This is a genomic window from Caballeronia sordidicola (genome assembly GCF_001544455.2).
Lineage (GTDB): Bacteria > Pseudomonadota > Gammaproteobacteria > Burkholderiales > Burkholderiaceae > Caballeronia > Caballeronia sordidicola.
Genome location: NZ_FCOC02000016.1, coordinates 80,256 through 99,639, shown reverse-complemented (window position 1 = coordinate 99,639; position 19,384 = coordinate 80,256). Strand labels below are relative to the sequence as shown.

General features: G+C 59.6%; 17 protein-coding genes and 1 riboswitch. Of the genes, 8 read left to right on the top strand and 9 right to left on the bottom strand.

Translation table 11 applies throughout. From position 1 onward, the window contains the following. Positions 1 to 154: 154 nt before the first annotated feature. Complete coding sequence (locus AWB64_RS22445) at positions 155 to 1,144, bottom strand: sterol desaturase family protein (protein ID WP_060857639.1); 990 nt, start codon at positions 1,142 to 1,144, stop codon at positions 155 to 157. Between the two features lie 74 nt (positions 1,145 to 1,218). Further along, positions 1,219 to 2,193, bottom strand: coding sequence for a YVTN family beta-propeller repeat protein (locus AWB64_RS22440; RefSeq protein ID WP_244164155.1), 975 nt, complete (start codon positions 2,191 to 2,193; stop codon positions 1,219 to 1,221). A 237-nt stretch (positions 2,194 to 2,430) separates the two neighbouring features. Here AWB64_RS22440 and AWB64_RS22435 point away from each other — a divergent pair, with 237 nt between their 5' ends. Beyond that, on the top strand, positions 2,431 to 3,750 hold the full coding sequence (locus AWB64_RS22435; RefSeq protein ID WP_060857637.1) for an Nramp family divalent metal transporter: 1,320 nt from the start codon (positions 2,431 to 2,433) through the stop codon (positions 3,748 to 3,750). A 106-nt stretch (positions 3,751 to 3,856) separates the two neighbouring features. Further along, positions 3,857 to 5,071: a YeeE/YedE family protein gene (locus AWB64_RS22430; protein ID WP_060857636.1), complete on the top strand. Its 1,215-nt coding sequence runs from the start codon at positions 3,857 to 3,859 to the stop codon at positions 5,069 to 5,071. 38 nt (positions 5,072 to 5,109) lie between these two features. Here AWB64_RS22430 and AWB64_RS22425 read toward each other — a convergent pair whose 3' ends face one another. Next, positions 5,110 to 5,532: a GNAT family N-acetyltransferase gene (locus tag AWB64_RS22425; protein ID WP_060857635.1), complete on the bottom strand. Its 423-nt coding sequence runs from the start codon at positions 5,530 to 5,532 to the stop codon at positions 5,110 to 5,112. A 169-nt stretch (positions 5,533 to 5,701) separates the two neighbouring features. Here AWB64_RS22425 and pncA point away from each other — a divergent pair, with 169 nt between their 5' ends. Continuing rightward, positions 5,702 to 6,451 carry a bifunctional nicotinamidase/pyrazinamidase gene (gene pncA, locus AWB64_RS22420; RefSeq protein ID WP_244164154.1) on the top strand — a complete coding sequence of 250 codons (750 nt, stop codon included), beginning with the start codon at positions 5,702 to 5,704 and terminating at the stop codon, positions 6,449 to 6,451. 2 nt (positions 6,452 to 6,453) lie between these two features. Here pncA and AWB64_RS22415 read toward each other — a convergent pair whose 3' ends face one another. Next, on the bottom strand, positions 6,454 to 6,738 hold the full coding sequence (locus tag AWB64_RS22415) for a helix-turn-helix domain-containing protein (protein WP_060857634.1): 285 nt from the start codon (positions 6,736 to 6,738) through the stop codon (positions 6,454 to 6,456). After that, on the bottom strand, positions 6,728 to 8,161 hold the full coding sequence (locus AWB64_RS22410; RefSeq protein WP_060857633.1) for an aminotransferase-like domain-containing protein: 1,434 nt from the start codon (positions 8,159 to 8,161) through the stop codon (positions 6,728 to 6,730). Before AWB64_RS22410 ends, AWB64_RS22415 begins: the two co-directional genes overlap by 11 nt. Positions 8,162 to 8,299: 138 nt before the next feature. On the opposite strand from AWB64_RS22410, the gene AWB64_RS22405 reads away from it, so the two are divergent. Next, the gene (locus AWB64_RS22405; protein WP_060857632.1) at positions 8,300 to 10,618 is read left to right on the top strand and encodes an FdhF/YdeP family oxidoreductase; all 2,319 of its coding nucleotides are present in this window, start codon (positions 8,300 to 8,302) and stop codon (positions 10,616 to 10,618) included. A 1-nt stretch (position 10,619) separates the two neighbouring features. Here the strand turns inward: AWB64_RS22405 and AWB64_RS22400 are convergent, their stop codons facing one another. Continuing rightward, positions 10,620 to 12,152, bottom strand: coding sequence for a class I adenylate-forming enzyme family protein (locus AWB64_RS22400; RefSeq protein ID WP_060857631.1), 1,533 nt, complete (start codon positions 12,150 to 12,152; stop codon positions 10,620 to 10,622). Positions 12,153 to 12,164: 12 nt separating this feature from the next. On the opposite strand from AWB64_RS22400, the gene AWB64_RS22395 reads away from it, so the two are divergent. Genes AWB64_RS22395 through AWB64_RS22385 form a run of 3 tightly spaced genes read left to right on the top strand, consistent with a single transcriptional unit; the run spans position 12,165 to position 14,680 of the window. Then, a complete protein-coding gene (locus tag AWB64_RS22395) occupies positions 12,165 to 12,833 on the top strand; it encodes a hypothetical protein (protein ID WP_341845242.1) in 669 nt (222 codons plus the stop codon). Positions 12,834 to 12,887: 54 nt separating this feature from the next. Beyond that, positions 12,888 to 13,922, top strand: a complete 1,035-nt coding sequence (locus tag AWB64_RS22390) for a M14 family zinc carboxypeptidase (protein ID WP_060857629.1) — start codon at positions 12,888 to 12,890, stop codon at positions 13,920 to 13,922. Then, the gene (locus AWB64_RS22385) at positions 13,919 to 14,680 is read left to right on the top strand and encodes an alpha/beta fold hydrolase (protein WP_060857628.1); all 762 of its coding nucleotides are present in this window, start codon (positions 13,919 to 13,921) and stop codon (positions 14,678 to 14,680) included. The genes AWB64_RS22390 and AWB64_RS22385 overlap by 4 nt, the downstream gene beginning before the upstream one ends. Before the next feature lie 111 nt (positions 14,681 to 14,791). Here the strand turns inward: AWB64_RS22385 and AWB64_RS22380 are convergent, their stop codons facing one another. Together AWB64_RS22380 and AWB64_RS22375 are read right to left on the bottom strand one after the other, a co-directional pair. Continuing rightward, on the bottom strand, positions 14,792 to 16,138 hold the full coding sequence (locus AWB64_RS22380) for a glycerophosphodiester phosphodiesterase family protein (protein ID WP_082850596.1): 1,347 nt from the start codon (positions 16,136 to 16,138) through the stop codon (positions 14,792 to 14,794). Positions 16,139 to 16,415: 277 nt separating this feature from the next. Beyond that, entirely contained in the window at positions 16,416 to 16,868 is a 453-nt protein-coding gene (locus tag AWB64_RS22375; protein ID WP_060857626.1) for a MarR family winged helix-turn-helix transcriptional regulator, read from the bottom strand. A gap of 143 nt (positions 16,869 to 17,011) precedes the next feature. Between AWB64_RS22375 and AWB64_RS22370 the strand changes: the two genes are divergently transcribed. Beyond that, complete coding sequence (locus AWB64_RS22370) at positions 17,012 to 18,004, top strand: ketopantoate reductase family protein (RefSeq protein WP_060857625.1); 993 nt, start codon at positions 17,012 to 17,014, stop codon at positions 18,002 to 18,004. Between the two features lie 5 nt (positions 18,005 to 18,009). Here the strand turns inward: AWB64_RS22370 and AWB64_RS22365 are convergent, their stop codons facing one another. Beyond that, positions 18,010 to 18,984 carry a bifunctional helix-turn-helix transcriptional regulator/GNAT family N-acetyltransferase gene (locus tag AWB64_RS22365; RefSeq protein WP_060857674.1) on the bottom strand — a complete coding sequence of 325 codons (975 nt, stop codon included), beginning with the start codon at positions 18,982 to 18,984 and terminating at the stop codon, positions 18,010 to 18,012. A 200-nt stretch (positions 18,985 to 19,184) separates the two neighbouring features. After that, positions 19,185 to 19,333, top strand: a riboswitch (adenosylcobalamin (AdoCbl) riboswitch). Positions 19,334 to 19,384: the final 51 nt, after the last annotated feature.

The following is a 19,384-nucleotide window of genomic DNA, read 5'->3' as shown; positions in this document are numbered from 1 at the left end:
AGGCGTGTAAACGGCTGGAAAAGAGAACGGCGGCGGGTATAAAAAACATGTAAAGAAGCCTGCGGGCGCTCTCGCGAAGCCAATAAAAAAAACGCCATGCGCAAAGCGCATGGCGTTAGCTCAATCGGCGCGGCTCAAGCCGCAATCAAACTGTTCAGGCGGCGGTCGTACGGCGCAAGCGCTGCGCAATGCGCACAAATGCGTGCCATTGCTGCGCCCACATGCCCATTCCATAGTTACGTCCCAGACCCGCGGGCGCGGGCAACTGATCGCGAATGCCAGTCGGCTCCACCACACGGTTCCACGATGCAGTCTTGAACAGGATGTCCCACCAAGGAAACAGCACGCCGAAATTGCAGCCATAACGCGTACCTTCGTGACCGTAGCCAATCGCGTGATGACGCCGGTGAAACGTGGGACTTACCAGCAAGCGGTCGAGCATCGGCACAAACGGCAAGCGCGCGTTCACGTGCTGGATGCTCTGCAGCACATTGCCGAGCGCGACCAGAACCACAAACTGAGACGGCTCCACGCCGATAAAAAGCGAGATGCCTGCGAAAAATGCCGCCTGGATGATGTCGTCGAGAAAATGATTGCGGTCGTCAGCCCAGAGCGACATCTGCTGCTGGCTATGATGGACCGCGTGCAGTTCCCACCACACGCCAAACCGGTGTTGCCAGCGGTGATACCAATAGCCCGCAAAATCGAGCACGACGAGATAGATCACGAACGACACGACCGGCTGATCGGTCACGCCGGGCCAGAGACCATCCACATCGATATTCGGAATGCCGTGGATCACCATCAGGCTCTGCCAATGATTGAAGACCGGCTGCAACAGGAAAAAGAACGCAAGGTTGATGATGCCGAGCTTGGCGATCCACGTATAGAAAACGTCAGAACGAACCGCCTTGCGGTCCTGCCATGTTTCAATGGGGCGAAGCGCTTCCAGCGGCCGCAGGATCGCGAATGTCGCCAGCACTTCCAGCGCGCCGATGATCACCCAATACAGTGCGTCGTACGTGTCTTCGTCGTAACCCATCAAGCCGGCCTTGAAGAAGAGCGGCTGGACAACGTCGACGTAGAGAAGAGTCTGGAGGCTGCCCACCGCGTTATCGAGTTGCGCGAGAATCTCAGTCACCATGCAAATGCCCCTGCTTTGTCAATTAACCCGCAATAACCCGCAATATCGGGCAATAGCCGCGCCACGGCTGCGGCCTAGTCCGGATTCGGCGCATACACTGGCGCGCGGTTAGCAAAATAGATCCCATGCGGCGAGCGGCCCACGGCAATGGTATCGACCAGCTTGTAGCTGTTCAGATCGATCACCCCTACGTGGCGCGCGAAGCGGAACGTGACCCACAGCGTCTTGCGATCCGCCGACAATTCCATGTCGTCCGGTCCGGGGAGAAGACCCGTGATGTCGGCGACTTTTTGCAGCGTCGTGTAATCGAGAATGCTGATGGTGCTGGCAACGCGGTTCGTCACGGCGACATGCTTGCCGTCGTCGAGGTTGCGGAAGTTATGCGCGCCCTTGCCCGTCTGGATGCGCTTGGTGACTTGCTGCTTGTGCCAGTCGACCACCGCAACGTCGTCTTCGCCGGTCATGCCTACCAGCAATTCCTTGTCGCCAGGCGTCATCCATAACCCCGCCGGCGTGTTGCCCACCGGCATTTTCCACTTCACGGCCTGCGTGGCCAGGTCTATGGCGGCCAGTTCGCCGGAATCCTGCAAGGTGATGAAAACCGTATGAGCGTCCGACGAAAACGTCATGTGGCTAGGTGTTTTTCCTAGCGGAACGCGCTTGGCGAGCGTGAGGTCGTGTCCGTCATATTTATAGATATCGACGCGATCAAGGCGCAAGCCCGCCGTGACAAACCACTTATGGTCAGGAGAAAACCCGAGCTGATACGGATCTTCGATAGCTTCCACCCGTTTTTGCACCTGGCCGCTATGCGGATCGATAAAGATCAGATCATTCGAAACGGAATCGGCGACGATAAGCGAATTGCCGTCGGGCGTGATCATCAGGTGATGCGGTTCCTTGCCGGTCGGTTGCGTGCCGACAACTTTATGGGCGGCTTGATCAATCAGCGTAAGTTTTGCTTCGCCGGAATCCAGCACGATGACTTTCGAGTCCGGGGCATTCGCGGCGAATGCGGTGCTATGGACCAGCACGGATACCAGCGCCATCTTTGAAAGGTTTCTGATTGCAGTGCGGAGCATATTGAAAGGAATTAAATCTAGGCGGTCCGGAAAGACCAAAATTGTGCTTTGATAGCTTAAGGGCGCGGATTATTGGCTAACGGCCAGGGAAAGACCGGGAGCAGCGCAATCTTAAGCTATTCAAGCACTGCACGTGACGCGACCGGTGCGACCGCTAGCCGGTCGCTCAAGCGAATCTTTATCTCTAACGTATTGAGTCGATTAATGGATGACCGGACGCGCAACGAAACCAATCAGTCCATGAGCGAAAGCACCACGCTTGCCATGCAAGAGGTGCTCGACGGACGCCGCACGGGCCTCGCTGTCCTGCTTCCGTTCGCAGGACCGGCGGTGGTCGTTTCTGTCGCTTATATGGATCCCGGCAATTTCGCGACCAATATTCAAGCGGGCGCGCGCTACGGCTATGGATTATTGTGGGTTGTATTGCTTGCGAACTTAATAGCCATGCTATTCCAGGCGCTTTCCGCAAAGCTTGGCATTGTCACGGGAAAAAACCTGGCCGAATTATGCCGGGACAATTTCCCCAAGCCGCTTGTCTACCTGATGTGGGCTGTGAGCGAAATCGCCGCCATGGCGACCGATCTCGCGGAATTCCTTGGCGGCGCGATCGGGCTTAGCCTGCTGTTTCACATGCCCATCCTGATTGGCATGGCAATAACGGCTGTCATCACCTACGGCTTGCTGATGTTCGAAAAAGCAGGGTATCGGCCGCTTGAACTGATTATTGGCGCGCTGGTTGGAATTATCGGCTTGTCGTATCTGGCGGAGCTTTTTATTACGCCCGTTGCCTGGGCGCAAGTTGGCTTGCATCTCTTTTCGCCCTCGTTGCCCGATGCGCAAGCGGTCACCATCGCGGTCGGCATCATTGGCGCAACGGTCATGCCGCACGCGCTTTTCCTGCATTCGGGCTTGACGCAGCGACGCCTGCCTGCGCGCACCGAAGTCGAACGCAAGAAGATCATCTTGTTCTCCAACGTGGAAGTGGTCATTGCCTTGACCATTGCCGGCATGATCAACATTGCGATGGTCATCATGGCATCCGGCGCGTTTCACTCGGGTCATCCGGAAGTGGCCGAGATCGAAACGGCTTATCACACGCTCGCGCCGCTCTTGGGCATTGCCGCAGCCGGCATTTTTCTTTTGTCGCTGATCGCGTCGGGCATTTCGAGTTCTGTCGTGGGAACGATGGCCGGGCAGATGATCATGCAGGGTTTTGTCGGATTTCGCATTCCGCTATGGCTGCGCCGCGCACTCACGATGATTCCGAGTTTTATCGTCGTGTGGCTGGGCGTGAACGTGACGCAAGCGCTCGTCATGAGCCAGGTTGTGCTCAGCCTTGCATTGCCATTTCCCATGGCCGCGCTGGTCTGGTTCACGTGCAACCGGAAAGTCATGGGTTCGTACCAGAGCAGAACATTCGTCAGGGCGGCTGCAACGATTGCCGCAGTTGCCGTCTTGGCGCTCAACGCCGTTTTGCTGCTGCAAGCGGCCGGCGTGAGCATTCCTGGTTTGCCGGATGCGTAAGCGGGTGAGGAGGCGATAAAGGCGTGTGATCCGCGCAGCTTTAGCAGCGCGCATTCGTTAAACGCGAGAAAATGCTCGTTTTGCCGAACCTCTCGCGGAGTATCGAATGTCCGATCTAGCCTCACCGGTATCGCGCCGTTTTAGCGTCGATCCCAAGCCGCTCGGCATTGCCGCGCTGTTGATTCTTTCTGGCGCACTGTATCTCGCGCAAGCCGTCAACGGCCGCCAGGCCGCGCTTTATCTGGTCGGCGCGCTGCTCGGCGTCACGCTTTATCACGCCGCGTTCGGCTTTACGTCAGCGTGGCGCGTCTTTATTGCCGATGGCCGTGGCGCCGGCCTGCGCGCGCAAATGGTCATGCTCGCGGTGGGCGTTGCGCTGTTCTTTCCCGCGCTCGCGGCCGGAACGCTTTTCGGCATGCCGGTCACCGGACTTGTTTCGCCGGCTGGAACGTCGGTGGTCGTCGGTGCATTCATATTCGGTATTGGCATGCAGCTAGGCGGCGGCTGCGCATCGGGCACGCTCTATACGGTGGGCGGCGGCAGCACACGCATGATCGTGACGCTCGCGGCGTTTATTGTGGGTTCGGTGATCGCAACAGCGCATATGCCGTTCTGGACCGCGTTGCCATCCTTTCAGCCCGTTTCCCTTGTCAAGTCGCTTGGCGCGGGTCCCGCGCTCGCGCTCAACTGGGCAGTGTTCGCGGCGATTGCGGCGCTGACCGTGGTGATCGAAAAGCGGCGGCATGGACGGCTTGTCGCCGCGCATACGCAAGCACCGCACGCGTCGCCGTGGTTGCATGGACCGTGGCCGCTCGTTGCCGGCGCAATTGCGCTCGCGTTGCTAAACTTCGCCACGCTCGCGCTTTCCGGACGGCCGTGGGGCATTACGTCGGCGTTTGCGCTGTGGGGTGCCAAAGCGGCGTCGGCCATTGGATTCGATGTCGCGAGCTGGCCATATTGGGCAAGCAAGGCGAACGCCGCGGCGCTCGCCGCGCCCGTTTCGCGCGATGTGACATCCGTGATGGATATTGGCATTGTGCTCGGCGCCATGATGGCGGCGGGACTCGCGGGCCGATATGCGCCGGTATGGCGCGTGCCGCTGCGCTCCCTGATCGCCGCGATTGTCGGCGGCCTGCTGCTCGGCTATGGCGCACGGCTCGCTTACGGCTGCAATATCGGCGCGTATTTCAGCGGCATTGTTTCGGGCAGCCTGCACGGCTGGTTGTGGCTCGTTGCAGCGTTCTTCGGCAATATTGTCGGGACGCGCCTGCGTCCCGCGTTCGGGCTGGAAGTGGAGCGGCTCAAGCCCACTGCGTGCTGATTCGCTGTTGTCTCAGGCCGCAGCGCATGCACTGCAGCCTAGAGCTTGCGTGAAAGCCGCGTGAGCGTCTCGACTGGATGCCAGCCAGCTTTTTGCCAGAACACGCTGGCTGTTTCGTTATCGGCAACCACGTCCAGATGCACCCATCCCAAGTGGTTTTCTCTCAAGCGCTCCACACAGATATCGATCATCGTGCGTGCCACGCCCTGACCGCGCGCAACGGGCGCGACCACGACGTGCTGCAGGAAGCCGCGGCGGCCGTCGTGGCTCGCAAGCGCGCAGCCGACAAGTGTGTCGCCGTTCATCACCACCACGCTTAGCCCCGGGTTCCTCGCGAGCAGCCGTGCGATCCCTTCCCTACTGTCAGTTACCGGCCGGATATCCACGCCGGGTGTATCGCGCCATAACGCAAGCACCGCGTCGTAGTCGTCGAGCACCATTTCCCGAATCTGCACGTTCATTGTTCATCCTGCAAAGCGCTGTTCGATCTGTTTCGATCCATTCGATCCTTCGTCCGGCAGCAGTTTATAAAAACGCGCGGCATTCGAAAATCGCGCTGAGCAGGACGAAGGCTCAAATAGTTTTGGCGGCTTTATGATTGGGTTCCTGATCGGACTTGGGGGATTCGTCGTGGCAGAAAACCATCGCAGGATGTTGATCAAGTCGGCTGCAGCATTCGGGCTGGTTCATCTGTTCGGATTGGGAAGCCTGAATGCTCTTGCCGCGGCTGCGGCCTCTGCCCGCGCCATCAGGCCGGGCAGCAAGTCGGCGCTGATCGTCGTGGACGTGCAGAATTGTTTTATCGACGGCGGCACGCTGCCTGTGAAAGGCGGTGCCGATGTGGTTCCCGTGATCAACGAACTCGCCGGCAAGTTCGAGAATATTGTGATCACGCAGGACTGGCATACGGTGGGCCACGCGTCGTTTGCGAGTTCGCATCCGGGCAAGAAGCCGTTCGAGACGGCGCAATTGTCGTATGGCACGCAGGTGCTGTGGCCGGATCATTGCGTGCAAGGCACCGAGGACGCCGCGCTCGACAAGGACCTCAAGCTGCCGACAGCGCAAGTCATCATCCGCAAGGGCTATCACAAGGACATGGACAGCTATTCCGCGTTTGAAGAAGCGGATCACAAGACCCAGACGGGCTTGTCGGCATATCTGAACCAGCGGCATATCGATACGGTCTTCGTGACCGGGCTTGCCACTGATTTATGCGTCGCGTGGACGGCAATGGACGCCCGCAAGGCGGGCTTCAATGCATACGTGATCGAAGATGCAACGCGCGCCATCGACCTCAACGGATCGCTCGCCGCCGCGTGGAAAAACATGGCGCGAGCAGGCGTGAAACGGATTCAGTCGAAGGATGTTTTGGCGGCTTGAATTCAGCCGGCGTCCGGCTCCGGCCGCACGCCTTCTGCGAACAATCCCGCACAGAGTTCCTTGCCAGCTTCGGTCAATGCGACTGCGGGCACGCCAGCATCGCTCGGAGTGGTATCGAGCAAACCTGTGTCCGAGAGCGCCGTGAGCTGGCGGCGCAAACTGCTCATCGGAAGACCGGATTGCTTCGATAACTTCGCGAGCGACCATGCCCGCGCGGGCGACTCCTGCGCGGCGCGCCACAATTGCGTGAGAATCGCGATCAGCGCGGGATCGATTTCATCGTTCATGCTGTCTCCTGCCGGCCATGCTTGCGGCCAGTTCGCCAAGCGTTTTCAACGCGGCTTCTGTTTGTGTGTTCCAAGGATAACTGTAGTTGAGCCGAATGAAATGGCGGAACGCATCGCGCGATGAAAACATGGTCCCGGGACCAATCGTGATACCGCGCTCGAGCGCCGCTTTGTAGAGCTTCATGGAGTCCACTGCACCTGGAAGCTCGACCCATAGAACGTAGCCGCCCATCGGCCCGGAAGTCTGCGTGCCAGCGGGGAAAAACCGCTGGACAGTCGCGATCATGAGGCGCGCCTGCTGCCGGTAAATGCGGCGCACGTGACGCAGATGATGATCGTAGCCGCCCTGCTTCAAGTAGTCCGCCACCGCCACCTGCGGCACTGAAGGCGTGGTCAGCGTGTTCAGGAACTTGAGCTTTTCCACCTGCCGCCTGTAACGGCCCGGCATGGCCCAGCCGATCCGGTAAGAAGCCGTCAGGCTCTTCGAAAACGAAGCGCAATGCAGCACGAGGCCGTTCTTATCGAAGTTCTTGAGGGTCGACGGGCGTGCATCGCCGTAATAAAGCTCCTGGTACACATCGTTTTCTATGACCGGAATGTCGTGCTCCGCAAGCAGTTCGACGAGGCGCTGCTTGTTTGCGTCGGACATCACGAAACCCAGCGGATTCTGGAAGTTGGGCATGACCATGCACGCCGCAATCTCATGCTCGCCGATGATCTTCGCCAGCGCGTCGATATTGATGCCTTCGGCCGGATGCGTCGGCACTTCGATCGCGCGCATTCCCATGCGTTCTATGGCGTGCAGCATGGCGTAATACGTCGGCGACTCGACCGCGACAGTGTCGCCGGGTTTCGCCACGGCCTGCAGGCTGAGGTTGATGGCCTCGGTTGCGCCGACTGTGATGACGATCTCGTCCGGGTCCACGGGCACGCCGTTCTCCGCGTAACGCCGCGCAATCTGACGGATCAGCTCGGGGTTTCCAGGCGGCAGGTCGTCTATCAGATTCCAGCTCGAATGCCTTCGTGCAATTGCGTTCGCCAGTTGATTGATCTTGCGCCACGGAAACAGCGACGGATCCGGATACGGCGAGCCGAGCGGGGTCGCGTCGTGCGAGCGGATGGAGCGCAGCGTGGACAGAACGAGCCGGCTGACATCGACTGTTGACGCAACCGGCGGCGGCTGAGATGCGGCAGGCGGCTCAGGCTTCGCCGCCGGCATTTCCCGCACGAAATAGCCGGACTGCGGGCGCGTTTCGAGCAGGCCGCGGCTCTCCAGCAGCGCGTAGGCGCGCAAGACCGTCTTGATGCTGACGCCGTATTGCGTGCTCGCCTGGCGCACCGAAGGCACGCGCTCTCCAACCGCGAATACGCCGCGCCGCACCGCTTCCTCGACTTCAGCCGCAAGGTTTTCGTAAAGCATCACGATACAGATCGCCTAAAACGTACGAGTTTGCCAACTGTACTCCTTGTATATGTATTTTTCTGTGTACCGCCGGATTTTGGGAACACAGTAGTCTTGATGTCATCGGCGCAACGCCTCCTGCACACGCGGTTAAATGATATGAAAAAGCCAGAACCTCGCATCGAGCCCTACACGCACCCGGCCGCTGGCTGGGGCGCGCTCAAGTACGTCGCCATCAACCTGCTCAAGGAAAAAGTCTCCGGCGGTAATTACCGCGTTCTTCTCGGCCAGAACCAGCCTGACGGCTTCGACTGCCCCGGCTGCGCGTGGCCGGATCGCGAGCATGCATCCACGTTCGAGTTCTGCGAAAACGGCGTCAAGGCCGTCGCCGCCGAATCCACCAGCAAGCGCGTCACGCCTGCGTTCTTCGAAGACCACACGATCGAAGCGCTGATGGCGCAGTCGGATTACGAACTGGAACAGCACGGACGTCTCACCGATCCACTCGTCTACGATGCTTCCCGCGACCGCTACGTGCCCATTTCCTGGGACAACGCCTTTGCGCTGATCGCCAGTCATCTGAACCGGCTCGACAACCCGGACCGCGCCGCGTTCTATACATCGGGCCGCGCGAGCAACGAAGCCGCTTTCCTTTATCAGTTATTCGTGCGCATGTACGGCACCAACAACTTTCCCGATTGCTCGAACATGTGCCACGAAGCCACGAGCCGCGGCTTGCCCGTGACGGTCGGCGTTGGCAAGGGAACGGTCACGCTGGAGGATTTCGAGCATGCCGACACGTTGCTGTTATTCGGCCAGAATCCCGCGACAAACCATCCGCGCATGCTTGGCGAACTGCGCGAATGCGCGAAGCGTGGCGCGACCATCGTGTCCATCAACCCGCTGCGCGAACGGGGCCTCGAACGTTTCGCGAGTCCGCAGCATCCGGTGGAAATGTTGACGGGCGGCAGCACGAAAATCAGCTCCGTGTTCATCCGTCCGAAAATCGGCGGCGATTTCGCGCTGATCAAGGGCGTGGCCAAGCGCGTGATCGAACTCGACGACGAAGCCCTGAAACAAGGCACGCAACGTGTTCTGGATGTGGATTTCATCGCCGAGCATACGGTGGGTTTCGAAGCCTTCGCGGACGATCTTCGCGCCGAGAACTGGGATGCTATCGTCGCGGAATCCGGCGTGCCGATTGAAGACGTTTTACAGCTCGCCGATATCTACGTGCGCGGCCGCGCCGTGATTTCAACGTGGGGCATGGGCCTCACGCAGCACAAGAATTCGGTGCCGACGGTGCAGATCCTGTCGAACCTGATGATGATGCGCGGCAACATTGGCAAGCTAGGCGCGGGACTGTGCCCGGTGCGCGGCCATTCGAACGTGCAAGGCGACCGGACCGTGGGGATTGAAGAAAGGCCCACGCAGGAATTCCTGGATCGCCTTGGCGCCGCGTACGATTTCGAGCCGCCGCGCGAACACGGTTATGACGTGGTGCGTTCGATTGAAGCAATGCTCGCTGGCGATGTGAAAGTTTTCATCGGGCTGGGCGGCAATTTTTCGATTGCAACGCCCGACACGCCGCGCGTCTGGGAAGCGATGCGCTCGTGCGACCTCACCGTGCACATCACGACCAAGCTCAACCGCAGCCACCTGGTCCACGGCCGCGACGCGCTCATTTTGCCAACGCTCGGACGCACCGAGATCGACATGCAGAACGGCGTGCCGCAAGGCGTCAGCGTCGAAGATTCAATGAGCATGGTCCACATTTCGTACGGCATGAACCGGCCGGCGTCGCCAAATCTGTTGTCGGAGATCGCGATTGTGGCGCGCATGGCGCATGCAACGCTCGGCAGCGAGAAAGTGGACTGGCTCGCGAATGCAAGCGACTATGCACTGATTCGAGACGGCATCGAGAAGGTGATCGACGGCTTCGAGAATTACAACGAACGCCTGAAGCAGCCGGGCGGTTTTCATCTTGGCGTGGCTTCGCGCGAACGGGTGTGGAATACGCCAACGGGCAAGGCGCAGTTCCTCGTGAACTCCATCGACCTGGATTCGCCGATTCATCGCGCGCGTCATGTGCATGGCGAACGTTTGATGACGCTCATGACCACGCGCTCGCACGATCAGTACAACACGACCATCTATGGCCTGGATGACCGCTATCGCGGCGTGTATGGCCAGCGCCGCGTGCTGTTTGCGAACGCGCTGGACATCGAGATGCTCGGCTTCGAGGCGGGACAGCGCGTGGACATCACGAGTGTCTGGGACGATCACGTGAAGCGTCGTGCCGACGGTTTCCTGCTGGTCGCGTACGACATTCCGCGCGGTTGTCTCGGTGCTTATTACCCTGAGACAAACCCGCTCGTACCGTTGTCAAGCGTTGCCGATGGTGCGGGAACGCCTACGTCGAAATCGATCCCGGTGTTGCTCAAGGCTTCCGCCGTCACGCAACTGGAAGCGGCCTGAGTCAGACCAGCGTCGCGATTCGAGCCACTTCATTGCGATCGATCTTGCCGAGCGCGTTGCGCGGAATCGCATCGACAATCACGACCTGCTCCGGCAGCTTGAATGCGGCAAGTCGCGACTTCATCCAGAGCAGGATTTCGTCGGCCACGGCGGCGGCCGGCGCCGACTTGTCCGTCAGCTTGACCAGCGCCACCACGCGCTGACCTGACGTCTCGTCCGGTGCGCCCGCCACCGCTGCATCGGCCACCGCCCCGTGCTGGATCAGCACGTTTTCCACTTCCACTGGCGATATCTTGTTCGTATCACTAACAATCAAATCCTTGCAACGGCCGACGAAGCGGTAATCACAGTCGGCGTCTTCCACCATCAGGTCGCCGGTCGGAAACCATCCGTCACGCGTGTGGCTCATGATGTCGCCCGGACCGGTCCAGTAGCCAAGGCTCAGGTTCGGGCCGCGCAGATGCAATTCGCCGACCTCGCCCAGCCCGACCTGAACGCCGTTTCTGTCAACGAGCTGCGTGCGTCCTGGCACGCCTCGTAATGTCCGCCGGTTGTATCCGAATGCCGTGCTGCCCACGCATTCGGTCAGGCCGTAGGTGTTCTCCAATTGAATATCGAACGTGCTTTCAAATGCTTCGGCAATGTGCGCCCTGCATGCATCACCGCCCACGCCACAGACTTCAAGCGAACGGACATCACGCGCCCTTTTGCGCTGCGCCTCGACCAGCGGCATGCAAAGGAACGGCGCCAGAAATATCGCAGTGCCGGCATGTTCCTCAATGAGATCGAGCACTGCGTCTGCATCGAAACGGCTCAGCAGGACCTCCCTGCAGCCGCTGATCATTGCCACCAGCATCACGAACGTACCTGAGACGTGCGCGACCGGCGTGCTGCCGATGACACATGCGTCGTGGGTCAGCGCCCACGACTTCGCCGCGCCCGCCACATGCGATATGACACGCTGGTTGTACGCCACCAGCTTGGGCCGCCCGGTCGTGCCGGACGTTGCGAGCAGCAGGCAAGGTGCGTCGATATCCGCAGGAAGCACAGCGTCTTCTCTCGACGCGTCGTCCATGAGATGACGCCATGAACGCGCGCCGTGGTCGTCGGCCACGAAGGTCTTCGTGTGCCCGAGCACGGCAGGATCGATCTGGGACACGACCTCCTGTAAATCCGCTTCGTGTATGAAGACCGCGGGCCGTTGCACGCGCAGAAGTTCAGTCAGTTCCGCGGCCGTGAACTCCGTCTTGAGCGGCGCCACGATCGCGCCGGTCATCATGGCCGCGAACAGGAAAACGGCGTACATGGGCGACGTCCTCACGATCATCGTGATGCGGTCGCCCGGCAGGATTCCGGCGCGCCGCAGTCCGTTGCTCAGGCGGGCGACATCGATCGCGAGATGCTCGTAGGTCCAGACATCGTCGCCCGCGATCAATGCAATTGCATCGGGTCGCGCGGATGCATGGCGATACAGCGCGTTGAGCGGCGTCTCTGTAGGTGGCGGGATTTCATCGGTAATGAGGCGATATGGCATTGAGGTCTCCCAATGGATAAGGAACACGAATCACGCACGTGCGGCGGCGCAGTTGATGAGGAAACACGCCACCGCCAAGGTTTATTCCGCGCCGGGATCCGGAGGAAGACGAGTCAGGGAAGCTGGAACGTGACTGAAAAGCTGGCCATCCAGCGCAGACAGTGCCGCCATTCCACTTTTTTGAATGCCCGATTAAACCGTATATACTGTTTGTACTATTATTTTTCTGGAGACCTCATGCTTACATCCACCACGAAGAGTTCGAGCAAGAAAGCCGCCGACATTGCGGACACAACGCCGGTCGACGCGGCTCCCGCCAGCGTCAGCAAGCGCAAGGCGAGCACGAAAGCGGTAGAGGCCGCCACTGAAGCTCAGGCGAAAGCCGCCAAGACGCCTGCCAAATCGAAGACGAAAGCCGCACCGGCCGAGTCTGTTCCTCAAGAAAAAAACAAGCGCGCGAAGAAGGAAAAAGTCGTGCGCGACAGTTTCACCATGCCGAAATCCGATTACGAAAAGATCGCGGCGCTCAAGCAAAAATGCCTCGCCAATGGCGTGCATGTGAAAAAAGGTGAGTTGTTGCGGGCTGGATTGCTCATACTTGAGGCTGCGAACATCGAACAGCTTACTGCTGCGGTTGCCGCCGTCGAAACCGTCAAGACGGGCAGGCCAGGCAAGTCCTGAGCGCCAGAACGGCGGCATGAAGCTGCCGCCGTAATCAAATCAACAGGGCGTGGCATGAGCACTTTACGCGTGGCGTCCGACAGCTTTTCGGAGCTTGACGATCTCAAGGCGATCCTGACCGCGGGCGCAAAGCGCCTGCACATGCACACGGTCGGCGAGGTGCATGCGGGCGCGCGCACCTTCCCCATCCTGACCGCAACCATTGGCTCGGATGATCCGCAAGCGCCGGCCATCGGTTTCTTCGGCGGCGTGCATGGACTGGAGCGCATTGGCACGCAACTGATTCTGGACTATATGCGCGCGTTGCTGCGGCGTCTCGAATGGGATGAACTGCTGAATCAGCAACTGCAGTCAGTGCGGCTCGTCTTCATGCCTATCGTGAACCCGGGCGGCATGTGGGCGAACACGCGTTCGAATCCGAACGGCGTCGACCTGATGCGCAATGCGCCGCAAAACGCCGAGGGCCGCGTGCCTTTTCTTGCGGGCGGACAGCGGATTGGTTCGTGGCTGCCGTGGTATCGCGGAGCGCGAAACCAAGCGCTCGAAGTCGAAAGCGAGGCGTTGCTTCGGGTCGTCAAGGAAGAATTATTGAGCCGCCCGCTCAGCTTCGCGCTCGATTGCCATTCGGGCTACGGCTGGGACGACAGCATCTGGTTTCCGTACGCGCGCACGCAACGGCAAATGCCGCATCTTCCTGAGATGTACCAGCTCAAGGTCATGTTCGAGCAGGCTTATCCGCATCACGGTTACGCGTTCGAGCCGCAGAGTCATCAATATCTGCTTCACGGAGACTTGTGGGACTGCGCATATGACCAGACGCCGCCGCCCAACGTTTTCCTGCCGATGACGCTGGAACTCGGCTCATGGCGCTGGATCCGGAAAAACCCGCGCCAGCTTTTCTCGCGTCTCGGCATGTTCAATCCCGTCAAGGCGCACCGCGTGGAACGCGTGCTGCGCCGTCACGCGAATTTCTTCGATTTCCTGACGCGCGCTGCGTTTGCCTCAAACCGATGGATGCCGAAGGGCGACGCCCGCGCGCCGATCCTCGAGCGCGCGATGGAACACTGGCAACGCAAGTCGTCGCGATGAGCGCCTGGATCCTGCTGCGCGGACTGACGCGCGAGGGGCGCCATTGGGGCAGGTTCGTGGAGCATCTTCGCGTTGAAGCAGCGTTATCCGGCGACCAGGTCACGTTGCTCGACTTGCCTGGAAATGGCCGCGAAAACGCGTCGGCCGCGCCGCTGAACGTGTCCGGCATGACCGCTTTCGTCCGTTCTCGCGCGAAGGCGGCCGGATTGAAACCGCCATACCGGTTGCTCGCCATGTCGCTCGGCGGCATGGTCGCAACCGACTGGGCGCAGCGTCATGCGCAGGATATAGAAAGGCTCGTGCTGATCAACACGAGCATGCGGCCGTTTGCGGCCATGCATGAGCGCCTGCAGCTCGCCGCGTGGCCGCAGTTGATGCGCGCGGCTGCATTGTGGAACGATCCGCTTCGATGCGAAGGCATCATCCACGGCGTCACGTGCAATCGCACGGATACCTTCGACGACGACCTCGCCATGTGGAGCACGATCCGCCGCGTCGCGCCGGTGAGCGCGAAAAACGCGTTGCGCCAGCTTTGGGCGGCGGCGCGCTTTCGAGCCGGCGAACGCGCGCCTGAGTGTCCAACACTGCTGCTGTCATCCAAGGCCGATCATCTCGTCAAGGCAGTCTGTTCGGATCGAATCGCGCAGCAATGGCGGGCCGAACACAAGCAGCACGCGTGGGCTGGCCACGATCTGCCTCACGACGATCCCGCATGGACCGCGAGCGCAATCGCCGAATGGCTGCGCACGCTACCTTGAAAGCGTATTAACGGATTCGGGAATTCGCGTGTAAAGCGCGATAACCGGATTCAATGTGACTTCCCAACAAGAACCGCGGCGGCCAGTAATCGACCGCCGCACGCAGAACGCTCAACGGCCGAGTTCCTTCAAATAGGCCGCGCGCGCAGCCACGCCGGTATTCGCGAAGTCGGAGAACACGCCGTCCACGCCCAGCCTGTAGAACTTCAGATATTCCGCGCTCGGGTCGCCTTGATAATCGGCCGCCAGATACTTTTTCTCGTTGCGGAACGTGAAGATATGAACGAACAAACCGGCCTTGTGCGCGTCGCTGATCACAGTCGTGGCAGGCTGCGTGGTCGCTGCCGTTGTCGACCCGGTGAACGGCGTGCCATCCGGATTCGTCGCGGGAAACGGCGTGATTTTCAGCGGCACGATCTGCGGCTTCCAGGGGCCGATTCCGTCGGCATAAGTTTTGATCTCGGCAAGACCCGCGGGCGTGAGCATGACGTCGAACCAGCGCGGATCGCCGGCCACGGTCCAGTCGAACGGACGGCTGTCGGTGATCTCGTTGTAGATGACCGCGCCCGTCTTGTAGTCGGTGTCGAAGCCATCGATCAGTTGCACGACCTTCGTATTCAGGCCGTGGCTGCGCATGTATTTCAGGCTGCCCGGCTCGAAGCTCTGCACGAAAATGGGGGCCGTCCGGGTGTTCAGGCCGTTGTCGTTGAGGATCTTGATCAACGCGTCTTCCAACGGATGACTGCCCGGCGCGCCACACCCGTTCGCGATTGCCTGCGCGTTGTTCCAGGTCGGATTCTTGGTTTCCGGATACACGGAGATCGGCCGCCCGGTCGACGCGCTCTTTGCCTTGGCGATATCGATGATCTGCTGAAACGTCAGCACCGGATACTTGCCGTTGAATTCGGTGGGACGCTCGCTGGCGGCGTCGAAGGTCGTGCCGCCAATCAGCGTGGTCAGTTCCTGCGCGGTGAAATCGGTGACGGACCAGTCGTTCGTGTGATCTTCGCCATCCACGATCAGGGACTTGAGCACCGACTTCGGGTCAGCGGGATTCGTGAGGTCGGTTAGATATTGCGAAGGCCCCGAGGTAGGCGTTGTCGCCCATTTGACGTTGACCAACACGCCTGGGACCACGCGTTTGCGGGCCGCCACCGACGCATTGGTCCTGGCGACATCGGCAATGTTGGTGTTGTCGGAGAGCCAGGGATTATGACGTGCAACCAGCACGCAATCCTTCGACAGGTGCAAGTCTTCTTCCAGCGCGTCCGCGCCGTTATCGGCTGCAAGTTCATAGGACGGTTGCGTTTCTTCAGGCCGCAAACCCGGCAATCCACGATGCCCGATAACGAGCGGCTGCTTGCCGTCCAGCGTTGAAAAAGCCGTCACCGACGGCGGGTTAGCGTTGTCGTCGTTGCCGTTGCAGCCCGCAAGCACGCTCAAGCCGAGAAGAGCCATTGTTGCGGCGACGCGTCCGAGCGGGAAAGGCAGCTTTTTATGCTTTCGTTCGTATTTCATGTAGTTTCCCGTAAGGTGTTTTAATTCTTACGGATTATTGCCAGCGCTCAGTGACGGTGATGTGACTTCGCAGCGCAAAGCCCCGCTGTTCAATCTCCTGGCGGATTCCTGTTTATAGCGAACGCGTGCATGACCGTAAAGTTCACGCGCCAGACAAGAGCTTAAGGTCAGGAGAATGTGTACGTACTTTGAAATTAATGAAAGCAAGCATTGAACTTCATTCGACTGCCTCTTCGGCGCATTGCGCATCGACAAGTCTTGCGAGCATTGAATGGATCGCTTTGCGTTCGGCGGGCAGCAGCGCCGCCAGGATCTCGTCGTTTTGCGTTTTCGCAATGACGGCGGCACGTGCATAGGTTCGCTTGCCCTTCGTGGTCAGCGTAACGACAACACCGCGGCCATCGGTTGCGTTCGACGTCTTTTGCACCAGTCCTTTCTTCTCAAGAATGTCAGTTGCGCGGCTGGCCTGACTGCGGTCCAGATTCGATGCCCGTCCAAGATCGGATACAGAAAGCGCGCCAAACGAACCCACGCTCAGCAAGACGCGGGCTTCGGTCAACGTCAACGAGATGCCGTTGCTGAAAGCCCCGTTCATGGCCTTGTCGGTCTGTTTCTTAAGCACATGCAACCGATAGGTAAACAGGCTTTGAATCATGATCGTATCGTTCATTCCTTTCCTCCGGCATCCGCCCTTTTTATGGCAACGCACATGTATTGGATTTCCGATGCTTGCGCACGCATCAATTAATCGATAGCATCAGCTTAGCGTAATCCCGGATCAACGTGACAGGGATCGCTTCAGGAGGCGGAGTTTTGACCAGGCACGATTCGAAGATCACTGTAGTCGGCGGCGGCGCCATTGGCGGTATCGTGGCAGCCCGGCTTGCGCGCGCGGGCGTGCCGGTCAGTCTGCTCGCGCGAGGCGCGCATCTGGACGCCATAAAACGCAATGGCCTTTCGGTAATCGATGGCGACGATCGTTACGTGATCGACCTTCATGCGACCGACCTGCCCGACACATTGGGCGTACAGGATCTGTTGTTCATCTGCCTGAAAGGACCCGCCCTGACCGCAGCCGCCGCTTCGCTGAAGCCGCTGGTCGGCCCCGGCACGCATATCGTGTCGGTCATGAACGGGGTGCCGTGGTGGTATCTCCACGAATTTGGCGGCGCGCTCGCGGGTCAACGTCTCGAGTCGGTGGATCCGGCAGGCGCGGTATCGGCAGTGCTGCCGCCGTCGCAAGCTTCTGGATGCGTCGTGCATATTTCATCGTCGATTGCAGAGCCAGGCGTGATCAGGAAAGGCCACGGCAATGAGCTGATCATCGGGCCCGGGTCTGCGCGGCTCGCTGATCGCGCAGCCAACGCCATAGAGCTTTTGCGCCGCGCCCGGTTTGACGTGGTTGCCTCCAACGACATTCGTCGCGACATCTGGGTCAAGCTGTGGGGCAACATGACCATGAATCCGATCAGCGCAATCACGCGCTCGACCGGCGACGTGATCCTCGACGATCCGCTCACGAAGGAACTCGTGGTTGCCGTCATGGAAGAAGCGCGGCGCATTGGCAAGGCGATCGGGATTGAACTGACCATGACCACCGACGCCCGCAACGCGCTGACACGCAAGCTCGGCGCGTTCAAGACGTCGATGCTTCAGGACGTGGAAGCCGGCCGCCAGTTGGAGATCGAAGCGATTCTTGGCGCGCCCTGTGAGATTGCATCGAAGGCGGGAATTCCAGCGCCGTTCCTGAGCGTGTTGTATGGCCTTGTGGGGCAGTTGAACGCAAACCTCGTCAGGCGAACCTGATCGCATCAAAGCAAGACCGTACCGCGACTGAACCGTTGCTCCACGACTTTGCTTCCCCACTGATCTCCTTCGGCTTCTTCGATCAATCGAAAGCCAAACGACTCGTAAAGATGGCGCGCCGCATCCAGACCCTTGAACGTCCAGAGATATGTTTCGCTGAATCGTTCATCGACATAGTTCATGGCGTATGACATCAGTTGCCGCCCGACGCCGCAACCGCGCAGCGAATCGTCCACAATGAACCATCGCAAATGGGCAACGCCTGTGTTTTCGTTTCCATCGATTGCCAGCGAAGCGAGAACGCGATCATTTTCAATGTAGAGCCATAGCGCCTTGCCATTGGCTGGCAATGAACCGGCAAACGCCGCAAGCTCTGTCGCTACCTTCTTTTCGAAGAACACGCCAAAATTCCAGTGCGCCGAATAGAACCGTGCGTGCAAGCTTGCAATGTCACCAATACAGCCCGGCCGATACCCTTCCTGAATCCCCGTCTCCGCGATATCTCGGGCCACCGTTTCAGCAGCGTTGTCCTGCGCGAGCGCGTCGGCGTAGAGCGCGAGAGAACGGACCAGGGCCTGCTGGTCGAAGGGCGCCATGCGCCGGAGCGCGCTGGATACCTGATCCGTCGCAAACCGGTCGATTTTTTTCCGGAGCTTCTGCCCTGCCTCCGTCAAATACAACCCGGACGAACGGGCATCGTCTTTTGCGACCTCGCGCCTCACGAGCGCGCCAGCTTCCAGCTTGGCTACCTGCCTGCTCGTATTCGATTTATCCAGACGCAGGATGTTGCCCAAGGCTTTGGCGCTTATCCCTGGCGCCGCTCCAATTTCAATGATCGCGTGTACCGCGGACGGAGCGAGATCGCTGTCGGCCAGCGTTGCTCGCATGAAACCAAGCTCGCGAACCAGTTTTCGGGAGAAATTCCGGAGTTCGAGAATCGTGGTTTCTCGCGGCTTGGCGGGGATATCGACAAAGTCCATGATCGGCCCAATTGGTTGCGGTTCGCAACCAATATAGTTGTGAGCCGCAACTTGTGCAAGCTTGCGTTGCGAGCTTAGATCCATTGGTCATCGAAATAATCTGGTTTCTTCCGACCACGAATGTAATAATATTACATCGTATCTGGAGACTGTCCGATCGCTGGTTTGTTTCGAAACTTGTCTTGCGTCGATCACTTTCGCACGTAAAATGCGCGGCTACGACGTTTGGAAGCCGGTGAGAATCCGGCGCGGTCGCGCCACTGTGACTGGCCCTTTGGGGTCGGAAGTCAGACCTGGGCGTCGTAATCCAGCCAATTTTGATGGGGCGCGAAACCCCTGGAGAACCTCGCATGACCGACGCTGCCAGCGTTATCCATTTCCCTGCAAGTCCCTGTTGTCC